The following is a 13219-nucleotide window of genomic DNA, read 5'->3' as shown; positions in this document are numbered from 1 at the left end:
TTCAACTTCAAACCAGTCCTGTCGCGTAATACACGCCGATTACGAAGAACACCGCCAGCGTCTTGATGCAGGTGATCGCGAAAATGTCGCCGTATGACTGCCGGTGCGTCAGCCCGGTGACGGCGAGCAATGTGATCACCGCACCATTGTGCGGTAACGTATCCATGCCGCCGCTTGCCATCGACGCGACGCGGTGCATGACCTCCAGCGGGATGCCGGAGGCCTGGGCCGCCTGGACGAACCGCTCTCCGAGCGCGGCCAGCGCGATCGACAGGCCACCGGAGGCAGAGCCGGTGACGCCGGCCAGCACGTTGATCGTCACCGCCTCGTTCACAAGGGGATTCGGGATCGCGGAGAGCGCATCCGAGATGACTTTGAAGCCCGGAAGGGCCGCGATCACCGCGCCGAAACCGTATTCCGTTGCGGTGTTCATGCCAGCGAGCAGTGAACCGGCAACCGCCGCCTTGGATCCCTCGGAGAAGCGGCTCGCGAGGTTACGGAAGCCCAGCAGCACGGTAGCGAGGATGCCGAGGATCAGCGCGCCTTCGACCGCCCAGATTGCCGCGACCGTTTTCACCTGGACCGTGACCGGATGCGCGGCCATCTCGGGGTTAAGCGCTGCCGAAGCCTCTGTGCCGTAGGATGCGGTGATCAAAGACAGCAGCAGCTTGTTGCCGAGTCCGACGATGATGAGCGGTAGGAGCGCGATCGCCGGATGGATCGTGACTTTGTCCTCGCTCGCAGCCGGCTCCTCGGCATGATCAGCGCCATAGCCTTCGCCGGCCGCCGCCGCCCTGCGACGACGAAATTCAAGCCAGCTTACGCCGAGCACGAACACGAAGATCGAGCCGATGATGCCGAGCCACGGGGCGGCATAAGCATCGGTCCTGAAGAAGCTTGTCGGGATGATATTCTGGATCTGCGGGGTGCCCGGCAGGGTGTCCATCGTGAAGGTGAAAGCGCCAAGTGCGATAGTGCCGGGAATCAGGCGCTTGGGGATGTCGCTGCGCCGAAATAACTCGGCAGCGAATGGATAGACCGCGAAGACCGCCACGAAGAGCGAGACGCCGCCATAGGTCAGGATCGCACCGACAATGACGATCGCCGCGACCGCCCTGCCCTGCCCGAGCAGCCCTGTGACCGCGCCAACGATCGAGCGGGCGAAGCCGGAGATCTCAATGAGCTTTCCGAAGACGGCGCCGAGCAGGAAGAGCGGAAAATACAGCTTCAGGAAGCCGACCATCTTCTCCATGAACAGTCCGGAGAAGATCGTCGGCACGGCGGCCGGATCGGTAACCAGCACTGCCGCCATCGCCGCAATCGGCGCGAACAGGATGACGGAGAAACCCCGATAGGCGACCGCCATCAGGAAGAACAAAGCCGCGAGGCAGACCACGAAGCTCATCGAGAATCCTGAGGCAAGCCAAGCCATTTCTGTCGAAGGTCGGCGTGCCGGGAGTCAAGGGATGACTGCATGGCCTCGATCTTTCGAAGCCATGCTCGTTGCAATCGCGGCAATGGTAACGAAATCAGCGCCGCGTTCTCGAAATCGTCGCCAGATCGCTCCTGCCCAGCCTAAGCCTCCCCCTCGTCCGGAGTAATCTCCAACGTCTCGCCGCGGCGGTAGCGGGCTTGGTTCTCGGCGACGCGGCGGGCAGCTTGGAGGTGGCGTCCGGGGCCGATCGCATTCGAATCGCCACCCTCGGCGACATGCCGCTTGGCGGCCACGAGCTCCGGATCGCCCCAGCGGTCGAGCAGCGCCTGAAAAGCATCGACCCGCTCCTGCAGGAAGGGGATGCGCTGGCCGAGGGCGTCCTTGTAAGGGTGAGCCGGATGGATGCCCGCGAACGGCACGAAACCCTCCGGGATCGGCGTCGTCGCCGCATGGGTCCGTCCGAGCTTCAGAAGCTTCGGCATGACGTGGGTGTGCGGTCCGTCGGGGCTCTTTCCGTCGGACGGCGGGATCGGCTGGAAGACCTCGACGCGACCGGCCCGGCCGATGAAGACGCGGTGGGGGCTCATCTCCACGAGACGCGGACCGATTGGGCTGCCGTGGTCGAAGACCGGCTTGCCAGTCCCTGCTCGCAGGCACGCGATGACCTCCGCTTCCGCCGAGCGCACGCAGGCGTCGACGGCGAGGAGGTCGAGGCCGAGATCGAACAGGATTGCGTCGCGATCCTCTGGCCGCGCGGCATCCTTGTCCGGGCCGAGTTCGGTCACGACCGTCCGGCGCGCCATCGCGCAGGCCTCCTCCGGCAGGCAGAGAGCGATAGCGTGATTCCAGCCGGAATTGATTGCGGTCTCGTAGGCCGCCGGCCGCAGGCCGGGGATCGGCCTGAAGGCGACGGCACCGCGCGAGGTGTAGATGCCGAGGCGTCCATCGGACAGCTCGGTGACGGTCTCGTCCGAGTCGCGCATGAACTCGGCAATGGCGCCGAAGCTGCCGACGCTCCAGCCCGTCTCCGGGTCGGCGAGGCAGGCTCGCAGCAGCGCCTCGACGGCACGGACATCGTCTATCTCCGAAGTGGTGGCGATCGTCATGGCCGTGTCTTTCCCGAAGCTTGCTGCGAGCGCGCCCAAGGAAGAACGTATGCGCCGCCGTCCGCATGAGTCCCGCGCTCGGCGGTGACGCCGAAGACGGCATGCAGCAGATCGTCGGCGAGCGCTGTCGCGGGAGCACCGTCTGCGACGATGCGGCCCCTGTCCAGGACCACGAGCCGGTCGCAATAGCGCGCGGCGAGCGTGAGGTCGTGCAGCACGGCGATCACGCCAGCGCCGTCGTGACTGACCCGACGCAGCAGAGCCATCGCATCGAGCTGGTGGGCCGGATCGAGGGCGGTGATCGGTTCGTCGGCGAGCAGCATCTCGGCCTCGACGCAAAGCGCGCGGGCGAGCAGCACCCGCATGCGCTCGCCAGACGAGAGCGTCGGCTCGATGCGCTCGGCGAGTTCTGCGACTTCGGTCACCGCCATGGCGCGGGCGATAGCCACGTGATCGGCGGTGCTCTCGGCGGCGAAGGCGCGGCGGTGGGGCAAGCGGCCGAGGGCGACGATCTCGCGCACGCGCATCGGCCAGCCGATGCCAGCATTCTGGAAGAACGCAGCGAGGCGCCGGGCACGCTCATCGCGCGTCACGCCATCGAGCGGTCGGCCATCGATCGTGACCCGACCGGCATCAGGCGTGATCAGGCCGGCGAGCAGGCGCAGCAAGGTGGTTTTGCCGGCGCCGTTCGGTCCGACGAGGCCAACGAACTCGCCCGGCCCCACGGCGAGGCTGACACCGTCGAGGATCGTGCGACCGCCGAGGCGGATGACGGCATGCTCCACCGCGAGGCGCATCAGCCTCTTCCCCGGTGGTGGAACAGCAGGCCGATCAGGAACGGCGCACCGACGAGCGCCGTGACCACACCGAGCTTGAGCTCCGGTCGTGCCGGCAGCAGCCGCACGGCGATGTCGGCGATCAGGACGAGAGCGGCACCTGCGAACCCGCTCGGCAGCAGGCTCGCCGAAGGCCGGGCACCGACCAGCGGACGCACCAGATGGGGCACCACCAGACCGACGAAGCCGATTGCACCGCTCACTGCGACGCCGCTTCCGACCGTCAGCGCGGCCCCCGTCACGATGCGCAGCCTCACTGAGACGAGGTCGAAGCCGAGGCTGGCGGCGGTGTCTTCACCGAGCGAGAGCGCGTCGAGGGCTCGGCTGGTAGAGAGCATCATCAACCAGCCGATCACCATCAGCGGCAGGCAGAGCCAGACATGGTCCATGCTGCGGTCCGTGAGCGAACCCATCAGCCAGAAGACGATCTCGAGGGCCGCGTAGGGGTTCGGCGCGAAGTTGAGCGCCAGCGCCGTCAGCGCGCCGGCAAGGCTCGACAGGCCGACGCCCGCGAGGATGAGCCCGAGCGTGCCGGTCCCGCGCATCGCCAGCAGGTTGATGGCAAGCGCCGCCCCGGCGGCGCCGGCGATCCCTCCAAGCGGCAGGGCGAGGCTGAGCGCACCCGCCATGCCGCTGTAAAATACGATGACCGCGCCGAGTGCCGCAGCCGAGGAGATGCCGAGGATGCCGGGGTCGGCGAGCGGGTTGCGGAGATAGCCCTGCATCACGGCCCCCGTGAGACCGAGGCTGAAGCCAACCAGAGCACCAAGCAGCGCCCGTGGGAGGCGCAACTCCCAGAACACGAGGGCCTGCAAGGTGTTGCGGCCCGCGAGCCAATCAGCGGCCGCGGCCGGCACATCGAAAGCGGCATACCCGCTGGAGATCGAGACGATGACGAGGATTGCGACGAGAAGGGCCAGGCTCGGCACGAGCCACCGGCCGGGGTGAGATCGCTGAACGAGCGGCGACAGTGGCGCATTCATTGGAGGGTGCCAGCAGGCAAGAAATGCTCGCCCGTCTTCGGGAGAGGGTAGCCTGCCGTGCGCGCCCTTGCCGCCTCGGCAAGGCGCTTCACCACCTCCGCGACCTGCGGCCCCGGACAGTTCCAGAGCCGGTTCGGGATCGACACGGTCCGCCCCTCCTGGCGAAGCCGCTCCAGTACGGGATGATGCAGCAGCGCGTCGGCAAGCGAGGGCGTTTCGGTGCTGGCATCGTCGAGGACGATGAGATCCGCCTCTGCGAAGGCGGCTGCTTCGAGGGGCACTTGGCCCAAGCGGTCCCGACCGATCTCTGCGGCGACGTTGACGAGACCGGCGGCGCGGATGACGGCATCCCCAAGCGAGCCGGGTGCGACGGTAAAGCCGTTCGGCCGCATCACCAGGGCGCGCAGCAGCCGAGGTGCCACGGTGGCTTCGGCGAGCCCCCTGTCGAGATCCGCGACCAAGGCCTCCCCGCGATCGGGATGACCGAGCGCCTGCGCGACCTTTCGGATCTGAGCCCGAACGCCGTCGAAGTCGCCGGGCACACCAAGTTCGAGCACGGGCATTCCGATGCGCGTCAGCATGCCGACGGCGCTCCGCGTGGTGAAGGCACCGGCAATCACGAGGTCCGGATGCAGGGCGAGCACCTCCTCGGACAGGCCGCGCGTCCGGGGCACGTCGACCGCCTCGGCGAACACCGACGAACCGCGGGGATCGCGCGCGAGCCAGGTGACGCCGGTGATCTGGTCGCGATCGGCGAGGCGCAGGACAAGCTCGTCCGCGCAGAGATTCATCGAAACGACGCGCGCCGGGTGCACCGGCAGAGCCAGTTCTCCAGCCGCAACGCTGCGGGCAGCTAGGCAGGCCGCTAGCAGGGTCGCAAGGAGGGTCAGGCTTCGCATCGTTTCAGAACGTGCTCACGCGGACACCGCCATACACGGCGAGGCCCGGTCCGAGATACCCGGTCGGGTTCTCGTAGCGGCGGTCGAACAGGTTATCGACCCGTCCGAAGACGCTCACGGTTTCGTCGATGTCGTAGTTCACCGCGAGGTTGATGGTGGTGAAGCCCGGGTTCTTCAGGCGCGGCACCGAAAAGTCGCGGTTGCCATCGACGAAGGGTCCGATCACGACGAGGGTGCCGCTGAGCGTCAGGCCGGGCATCGGCGTCCAGAGCGCCGTTGCGCTGCCCTTATGGCGCGGTCGGCGCAGGAGTTCGAGGTTGCTCACTTCGTCCTTCGTGACAGTATTCGTGTAGTCGAGCCGTCCCGACAGAGTGTCCGTGAACTTGACCGAGGCGAACGCCTCCGCTCCGTAGGATTCGGCCCGGCCGACATTCACCCAACGGTACTGGAAGCCCGGCAGAAACTCGGTCTGGATCAGGTTCCTATAGTCGTTATGGTAGTAAGTCGCGCCGACGAGCACTCGTTCGCCGAGTGGTTGCTCGAAGGCGGCATCGTAGCCGAGGCTCTCCTCGGGCCGCAGATTTGGGTTGGCAATCTGCCCGATCGTCGGGATGTTCAAGTAGAGCTGATACAGCGTCGGTGTCTTGAAGCCGCTGCCGACGCTGCCCTTAAGGCGGGTTTCTGAAAACGGCAGGACATAGCTCGGTGCCACGCGGAAGGTTGTGGCGGGGCCGAAGGCGTCGTTCTCGTCATGGCGCAGGTTGGCGACGAGGGCGGCGCGATCGAAGGGCGTGAGCTGCGCCTCGATATAACCCGCGGTGTTGCCCTTGCGCGCCTTCGACTCGCCGGTCCCGAAGGGGTTCGGGTCGAAGGTGGATAGGCGCTCTTCGTCACGCTGCGCGCCGAACAGGATCAGGTTGCCGGGCGAAAGCAGATAGTCGCCGCGATACTCGTAGCGCAGCCGCTCGCCGGTGCTGTCCGTCGGAAGCATGCTCAGCGGATTGTAGATGTCGCCGGTGTTGCGGTTGAACAAATTCGAATAGTTGACGGCGAAGACATTTCGAAAACCCGCGACCGGGGTCCATTCGGCCTCGTTGCGCGAAAAGAGCTGCTGGTTACCTTGCTGGTTCCGAAGAGTTCCGAACTGAACGGGGGCCGGAAAGAGGCTGTAATCGTCGGTATTGAAGCGAAGCGTCGCGTTGCTGAACCGAGTGGTCGAGTTGATGCGAAACTCATCCGTCACCTGGTAGCCGAGTTTCGCCGAGACGGTCTCGTTGTCGTAGTAGTTCGGACGGCGCAGCCCGGAAGGAGGCACGAGGTCGAGCGGCGTAACGGGCGTCGCCGCCGCACGGAAATGGGCCACCGAGACCGAGTAGTCGAATCCGTCCTGCGAGCCGCTGAGGCGGCTGCTTTGGTTGAAGGTGCCGTAGGAGCCTCCCTCGACGCGGGCTGCGATCTTGGTCGGCCCTTCGCCACGCTTGGTGGTGAAAGAGACGACGCCGCCGATGGCGTCGGCACCGTAGAGCCCGCTCTGCGGCCCGCGCAGCACCTCGATGCGCGCGAGGTCGTCCGTCAGCAGATGAGCAAAGTCGATGGCGCCGTTCGCGTTGGATGGATCGCTCGCATCGATCCCGTCGATCAGAACCTTGGTGTGGTTCGGGTTCGCGCCGCGGATGAAGACCGAGGTCTGCCCGCCGGGACCGCCATTCTGCACGATGTTGAGGCCGGGCACCTGCTGGAGCGCGTCCGACACCGTACGGCGCTGCTGCTGCTCCAGCGTCTCCGCGCTGAGCACCGTGACGCTCGATCCCGTCTGCGAGATCGGTGTCGGCACGCCTGTCGCGCTGACCGAGATTTCTTCGAGCGTGTCCGCCGTCCCAGGGCCAGCATTCGCGAGGGGCGTGATCGTCTGCTGAGCGAACGCCGGTAGGCTGTCGAGAAGCGTAAACGCTACGCATGACCAGAGCGTGCGCTTGAGCGCTCTTGGACTGAGATGCAACACAGGAAAGCGACCTCGGGCGACGGCAGTGGCACGTCACCGCGAACGAGGTCTCACCACACGGGCACAGCCGGAGGCTTCGACACCCACCAGGGCACCCCGCCCAGCGTGTTTCGCGTGTGACCACGACTGACGGCAGGTCTCCTGGCTCGCGGGTCGCTGCCTTCCATCCGTCTTCCCGGGTCGAGGAACCCAGTGACACAGGTGGCGGAAGGCTCGCCGCTTACAGTTGCGGGGGCAGCCGCGGTATCGGGCCTAAAGCCCCTCACCGCGTTCCCTTTTGATCCCCGGAGGGAACCGTCAGGATCAGCTAGGCGCAGGGTCGTTCGCCCGTCAATACAGTCCAAAGTCCAAGCAACGCATAAGATCTGATGTGTCGCCGAGCAGTGACAGCACATGGTAGACGCCGAGCACGCCATCCATGCTAGATGGTGGCGCAGACGGCGTCGGTCCGGCAGCCGTCGCACCGTCCGTCAGGAACCGGTGCGGATCGCTTCCGAAGCTGCCCCGCGCCTCAATCTCGACACGCTGGGCCTCGACACGATGAGTGACGCCCCTCGCTCGAACCGAGAGCCGATCCGCCCGGCACGACCGTGCCCGCACCGGACCGGCTTCCCCGCATCGGGCGACCTCCCGTCCTGGAGCCCGAGACCCTTGACCATGGTACGCCGTTGACCCGCGAGCGGCTCAAGATCGGCGAGGCGCGCGGCCCCTCCACAGGACGGCCCTCGCGTCTGTTCGAGCGCGGCATCGAGCCGCCGCTCAACATGGCTGGCGGCGAGGCGACGCAGGTCGACCGGCGCGACGTCAACGTGCGGTGGCTCTGCGCCAGCGCGCTCACCGGTATCACTGGCGCAGCGCTGCTCGGCGCGGCAATCCGGGTTTCGCTGACGAGCGGCGCATCCTTTGCTGCAATTCCCGAGAAGGTAACCCTCTCTTCTCAGCGCGAGGTCGGCGAGGACGGTGCCAGCGTTGCGCACAAGGGCGACCGCCTCGTGCGCAACCTGATGATCGCCTCCGCCAAGCAGACCTTCCGCACGCCGGTAACGGTGCGGCTCGGCGACCGCGAGATCATCAAGGTCAAGCCGTTCGTGCGCGTCTCAACCACCTTGTCGATGCAGACGGGCGTGTTCGCCACCGACGTGCCGAAGTTCGATCCGATGAAGATCACTTCGGAGGAGCCGCAGGACCGCGCATCGGATCCCGGCGCAGCGGCGGATGGCCCCGGTGCCGAGGTCAGCGTGATCAAGCGCGATCTCAGCGACCTGCCGATGGATGCGAGCGCCCCGGCGCTCACCGACGACGACGTTACGGCTCAGGTCGAGGAGGACCGCCGCCTCACCGCAGAGGCCGGCCGGCGCACTGCGCTGCCGATCGCGCCGCAAATCATGCTCTCGCGCACGCTGCAGCCGGGGTCCGCCTCTGCCGGGTTCGACACAGCCGGGATTGCCGGAAAAGATGCCAGCCCGTTCAAGTCCATCGACGTCCTCGTGGTCCCCGAGAACGTCACCAGTCTCAGCAAGGTCGAACTCAGGACGGGCGAGACGGCCCTCGTGGAGGAACGTGACCTCGCGCTCAAGCGCGGCGATACGATCGAGGCAATCCTGAAGGCGACCGGTCTGGCGGACGACGATGCGATCCGCGGCATCGTCACGGCACTGGGCGGCAAGACCAAGACGGCCGCCCTCAACGAGGGTCAGCAGTTCCGTGTGCAGATCGCGCCCGGGCCGAAGCCTGGTGATGGTCGGCGCGTCACGCGCGTGGTGCTCTACGGCGAGAAGGGTGTCGAGGCGATCGCTGCGATGAACGACCGCGGCAGCTTTGTCTCTGTGGCTCCACCGAGTGACGAGGTCCAGGCCGGCAAGCCGCTGCCCCAGGCCAACACGGCCGATGAAGATGACGACGAAGAAGAGACTGGCTCTGGCCCGCGCCTCTACCAGAGCCTCTACGAGACAGCCGCGCGGCACGAAATTCCGAAAGCGGCGCTCGAAGACATCGTCCGGGTCTTCAGCTACGACGTCGACTTCCAGCGCCGGATCTCGACCGGCGACAGCCTCGACGTGTTCTACAGTTACGACGAAGATTCGGGCGCGAGCGCCAACGAGCGGCCGGAACTGCTCTACGCCTCGCTCAATCTCGGCGGCGACGTTCGCAAGATCTATCGTTTCCAGTCGCCCGACGACGGGTCGGTGGACTATCTCGACGAGCAGGGCCGCTCGTTGAAGAAGTTCCTGATGCGCAAGCCGATCGCCGACGGAATCCTGCGCTCGGGCTACGGCTATCGCCGCCATCCAGTGCTCGGCTACGCCAAGCTCCATACCGGAGTCGACTGGGCGAACGCGATCGGCACCCCGATCCTCGCCGCCGGCAATGGCACCGTGATCAAAGCCGACTGGTCATCAGGCTACGGTCAGCGCGTCGAGATCCAGCACATCAACGGCTACATCACCACCTACAATCACATGTCGCGCTTCGCACGCGGCATGAGAGAGGGTGTGCGCGTCACTCAGGGTCAAGTTATCGGATACGTGGGAACGACCGGCCTCTCCACTGGCCCCCACCTGCACTACGAGGTGATTATCAACGGCCACTTCGTTGACCCGTTGAAGATCCGCGTGCCCCGCGGCCGCGAACTCGACGGACGCCTGCTCGCTGAGTTCAAGCGCCAACGCGACCAGATCGAGGCGACGATGCAAAAGTCGAAGAGCGCCACGACGATGGCACAGCGCGACGCCATGCGGTGAGCACACTGGAGTGTTCCAGCGGGCGGTACCGTCAGCGTCCCTCATGCTGAGGTGGTGGGTGTCAGCAGCGAGGTCACTCAGAACCCAAGTTTGGCTCGGATTTCAGCCGAGGTGACACCACGCGCGCGCAGGTCGCCGAGCGTCTCCGATCCGCGCGACTTGGCGAGCTTTTCGCCGTCCTCCGCCATGATCAGCCGGTGGTGATGATAGGCTGGCGAGCGCAAGCCGAGCAGACGTTGCAACAGAACGTGCAGATCGGTTGCTGCGAGCAGATCGGCCCCGCGCACGATGTGGCTGATGCCTTGGGCGTCGTCGTCGAGAACGACGGAGAGATGGTAGCTCGTCGGCACATCTCGGCGGGCGATCACGGCGTCGCCCCAGCGCGAAGGATCGGCTGGAACGTCCGCTCCAGAGCCATCCGGCTCGAAACACCGGAAACCGAAAGGATACGGCGCCACATCGAGCGCGCGGGCCATGTCGAGCCGCCAAGTATGCGGCGCGCCTCGTGAACGAAGCTGCGCTGACTGCTCATCCGACATGGTACGGCAAGTGCCGGGGTAGATCGGGGTGCCGTCGGGATCGACAATGATGCGCGTGCCAGCCGCCTGCATTTGCGCAACGCGCGCCCGGATCGTCCCACGGGAGCAGAAACAGGGATAGACGAGGCGTCGTTCGATCAATTGATCGAGCGCCCGGCGATAGACGCCCATATGCTCCGACTGGCGCCGCATGGGCCGTTCGTAGGTAAGCCCGAGCCAGGCCAGATCCTCCTCGATTGCGCCGATCAGTTCAGGACGGGAGCGGCCCGGATCGATGTCCTCAATCCGCAGCAGGCAGCGGCCGCCTAGCCGCCGCGCGACATCATCGTTGAGCAAGGCGGAATAGGCGTGGCCGAAGTGAAGGCGGCCGTTGGGGCTCGGGGCGAAGCGGAGGAGCGGTACGCTCACGGCGTCTTGCGGCGCAGGCATTCCTGTTGGCCGGCCGTGCAGGCGATGCCCGGAGTCGAGCAGACGGAACCGTCCGGCGTGCGCATGCAGGCGCGGCAGCCGTCGCTCCACTCGGCGCAGGTCGGATCGCTGTCAGGAAACACCACCGTAGCCAGTGCCGGCTCACGCGGTGCTCCCTGCACCAGCGCGCCAATCGCAACCGTTGCGAACACGATGGCAGCAATAGCCAGCGCGATCGGACCGTCTCGGTGGGAGGAAGTCGGTTCGGGCAATGCATCGGAGGCCATTGCCCTCACCTCTCTCGGCGGCGGCCCGGCTGTCAACGGGCCGCCGTGTTCGTTCATCCCGCCGCCTTCTCCGTCCCCGCCAACGCCGCCGCGACGGCGCGGGCGAAGCCGATCGGGTCACGCGGCGTGTCGCCGTCCTGGATTCGGGCGAGGTCGAGCAGCGTGCCAGCCGACTCGGTGATGTCCTCGCCGGCCTCCGCCCGGGCACTGAGCGCCTGGATCAGCGGATGGCGCGGGTTGATCTCCAGCACCGGCATGCCGCCTCCGAAGCCGCGGCCGGCGCGGCGCATCAGGCGCTGCATCTGCAGATCGGGACCCATGCCGGACGAGGCCAACACCACGGCGCTGTCGACCAAACGGTCGGTGGTGCGCACTTCGGAGACGTCCTTCTCCAGGGCGAGCTTCAGTGCGGCAACGAGCTTATCGGCCTCTGGCGTATCGGCGTCTTCGCCCTCCGGCTTCAGCTTGGCAAGGTCGGCCGAAGCTTGCGTCACCGAGCGAAGGTTCTTCTCCTCGAACTTGCCGAGCTGCTCCGGCCAGAAGGCGTCGACATGGTCCGAGAGCAGCAGCACCTCGACGCCCCGGGCAGCGAAGCCCTCGAGCTGCGGCGACTTCTTCGCGGCCTCGGCGTCGTCGGCGACGAGATAGTAGATCGCCTCCTGCTCCGGCTTCATCCGCGAGACGTAGTCGGCAAGCGTCGTCCAGCCTTCCTGCGTGGTCGAACGGAAGCGCAGCAGCGGAGCAATCTCAGAGCGGCGCTCGAAATCCTCGTAGATGCCTTCCTTGAGGACCGGACCGAAGTTCTCGAAGAACTTGAGGTACTCGTCCTGCTTCTCGGCGTTCTTCGAGCGGTTGGACAGCTCGTTGATCACGCGGGTCGTCACGGCACGGCGGATCTTCTGGAGGGCCGGGGTCGATTGCAGCATCTCGCGCGAGACGTTCAGCGGCAGATCGTCGGTGTCGACCACACCTGCCACGAAGCGCAGCCAGTTCGGCAGCAGCTCGGCCTCGTCGGTGATGAACATGCGCCGGACGTGTAGACGGACCTTGGAGCGGCGGTCGTCCTCCACAGGCATGAACGGCTTCATGCCCGGCACGAAGAGCAGGCCCGAGAATTCCAGCGCGCCCTCGGCCCGCCAGTGCAGCGTGGCCCAGGGCTCGTCGAAGTTGTGGCTGACCGTCCGGTAGAACTCCTTGTACTGTTCGTCCGTGATCTCGGACTTGGACTTCCGCCACAGCGCAGTACCCTGGTTGGCCGCCTCTTCCTTGCCCTCCTCGCCGACGATGACGATCGGCACGGCGATGTTGTCGGCCCACTTCTTCACGACGTGGTCGAGACGGTAGCTCTCCAAGTACTCGCCAGCGTCGTCCTTGAGGGCGAGCACGATGTCCGTGCCGGCCTGATCGCGCTCGGCCTTCTCGATGGTGTAGCTGCCCTGCCCATCGGAGGCCCAGCGCCATGCCTCGTCGGTGCCAGCCTGGCGCGAGGTGACGGTGACACGGTCGGCCACCATGAAGGCCGAGTAGAAGCCGACGCCGAACTGGCCGATCAGGCTCGGGCGGTTGTCCTCGGAGCCTTCGGCGGGCTTGGCGTCGCCAAGTGCCTGCGAGAAGGCGCGCGTGCCGGAGCGTGCGATGGTGCCAAGATTCTTGGCGAGATCCTCTTTCGACATGCCGATCCCAGAATCCGAGATCGTCAGCGTCTTCGCGTCCTTGTCGGGGGCGATGCGAATCTTGGCATCCGCCGGCAGTGCGAGGGCTTCATTGGTCAGCGCCTCGAAGCGGCGGCGATCGGTTGCGTCGGCCGCGTTGGCAACGAGCTCACGCAAGAAGATCTCGCGATCCGAGTAGAGGGCATGAACCACGAGATCGAGCAGCCGCCCAACCTCCGCACCGAACTCATGCCGCTCCACATTCGCGTTGACGGTATCCGTCTCGCTCAAAGGTCTGTCTCCCACGTCGAAATTCCGCGGGGGATATGCC

The 13219-nt window shown here is 66.2% G+C and carries 10 protein-coding genes and 1 riboswitch; of the genes, 1 reads left to right on the top strand and 9 read right to left on the bottom strand.

Translation table 11 applies throughout. The features are described from left to right. Positions 1-7: 7 nt before the first annotated feature. From MGN01_RS09305 to MGN01_RS09280, 6 genes are all read right to left on the bottom strand, one after another. Positions 8-1405, bottom strand: coding sequence for a GntP family permease (locus MGN01_RS09305; RefSeq protein ID WP_147046329.1), 1398 nt, complete (start codon positions 1403-1405; stop codon positions 8-10). A gap of 170 nt (positions 1406-1575) precedes the next feature. Next, the gene (locus MGN01_RS09300; RefSeq protein WP_147046328.1) at positions 1576-2541 is read right to left on the bottom strand and encodes a DUF6925 family protein; all 966 of its coding nucleotides are present in this window, start codon (positions 2539-2541) and stop codon (positions 1576-1578) included. Then, positions 2538-3338 (bottom strand): ABC transporter ATP-binding protein, encoded by an 801-nt coding sequence (locus MGN01_RS09295; protein ID WP_147046327.1) that lies wholly within the window; start codon positions 3336-3338, stop codon positions 2538-2540. Before MGN01_RS09295 ends, MGN01_RS09300 begins: the two co-directional genes overlap by 4 nt. Next, positions 3338-4360: a FecCD family ABC transporter permease gene (locus MGN01_RS09290; protein ID WP_147046326.1), complete on the bottom strand. Its 1023-nt coding sequence runs from the start codon at positions 4358-4360 to the stop codon at positions 3338-3340. The genes MGN01_RS09295 and MGN01_RS09290 overlap by 1 nt, the downstream gene beginning before the upstream one ends. Beyond that, positions 4357-5259, bottom strand: coding sequence for an ABC transporter substrate-binding protein (locus MGN01_RS09285; protein ID WP_147046325.1), 903 nt, complete (start codon positions 5257-5259; stop codon positions 4357-4359). The genes MGN01_RS09290 and MGN01_RS09285 overlap by 4 nt, the downstream gene beginning before the upstream one ends. A 4-nt stretch (positions 5260-5263) precedes the next feature. Then, on the bottom strand, positions 5264-7261 hold the full coding sequence (locus MGN01_RS09280; RefSeq protein WP_147046324.1) for a TonB-dependent receptor plug domain-containing protein: 1998 nt from the start codon (positions 7259-7261) through the stop codon (positions 5264-5266). A 114-nt stretch (positions 7262-7375) separates the two neighbouring features. Further along, a riboswitch (cobalamin riboswitch) is annotated at positions 7376-7575 on the bottom strand. A gap of 354 nt (positions 7576-7929) precedes the next feature. Between MGN01_RS09280 and MGN01_RS09275 the strand changes: the two genes are divergently transcribed. Continuing rightward, positions 7930-10002 carry a M23 family metallopeptidase gene (locus tag MGN01_RS09275; protein WP_147046436.1) on the top strand — a complete coding sequence of 691 codons (2073 nt, stop codon included), beginning with the start codon at positions 7930-7932 and terminating at the stop codon, positions 10000-10002. Between the two features lie 77 nt (positions 10003-10079). Here MGN01_RS09275 and gluQRS read toward each other — a convergent pair whose 3' ends face one another. The 3 genes from gluQRS to htpG are packed head-to-tail and all read right to left on the bottom strand — an operon-like array spanning position 10080 to position 13179. Next, positions 10080-10970, bottom strand: coding sequence for a tRNA glutamyl-Q(34) synthetase GluQRS (gene gluQRS / locus MGN01_RS09270; RefSeq protein ID WP_147046323.1), 891 nt, complete (start codon positions 10968-10970; stop codon positions 10080-10082). Further along, positions 10946-11236, bottom strand: coding sequence for a hypothetical protein (locus tag MGN01_RS09265; RefSeq protein WP_147046322.1), 291 nt, complete (start codon positions 11234-11236; stop codon positions 10946-10948). Before MGN01_RS09265 ends, gluQRS begins: the two co-directional genes overlap by 25 nt. Before the next feature lie 53 nt (positions 11237-11289). Then, positions 11290-13179: a molecular chaperone HtpG gene (htpG, locus tag MGN01_RS09260; protein WP_147046321.1), complete on the bottom strand. Its 1890-nt coding sequence runs from the start codon at positions 13177-13179 to the stop codon at positions 11290-11292. Positions 13180-13219 lie beyond the last annotated feature (40 nt).

This window comes from Methylobacterium gnaphalii, from assembly GCF_007992215.1.
Classification (GTDB): Bacteria; Pseudomonadota; Alphaproteobacteria; order Rhizobiales; family Beijerinckiaceae; genus Methylobacterium; species Methylobacterium gnaphalii.
This window is presented reverse-complemented; position numbering and strand designations above follow the sequence as displayed.

Bases quoted from the DNA above. Each gene is read 5' to 3' on its own strand.
- MGN01_RS09305 (WP_147046329.1), bottom strand. From the start codon at position 1,405: ATGAGCTTCGTGGTCTGCCTCGCGGCTTTGTTCTTCCTGATGGCGGTC.
- MGN01_RS09300 (WP_147046328.1), bottom strand. From the start codon at position 2,541: ATGACGATCGCCACCACTTCGGAGATAGACGATGTCCGTGCCGTCGAG.
- MGN01_RS09295 (WP_147046327.1), bottom strand. From the start codon at position 3,338: ATGCGCCTCGCGGTGGAGCATGCCGTCATCCGCCTCGGCGGTCGCACG.
- MGN01_RS09290 (WP_147046326.1), bottom strand. From the start codon at position 4,360: ATGAATGCGCCACTGTCGCCGCTCGTTCAGCGATCTCACCCCGGCCGG.
- MGN01_RS09285 (WP_147046325.1), bottom strand. From the start codon at position 5,259: ATGCGAAGCCTGACCCTCCTTGCGACCCTGCTAGCGGCCTGCCTAGCT.
- gluQRS (WP_147046323.1), bottom strand. From the start codon at position 10,970: ATGCCTGCGCCGCAAGACGCCGTGAGCGTACCGCTCCTCCGCTTCGCC.
- MGN01_RS09265 (WP_147046322.1), bottom strand. From the start codon at position 11,236: ATGGCCTCCGATGCATTGCCCGAACCGACTTCCTCCCACCGAGACGGT.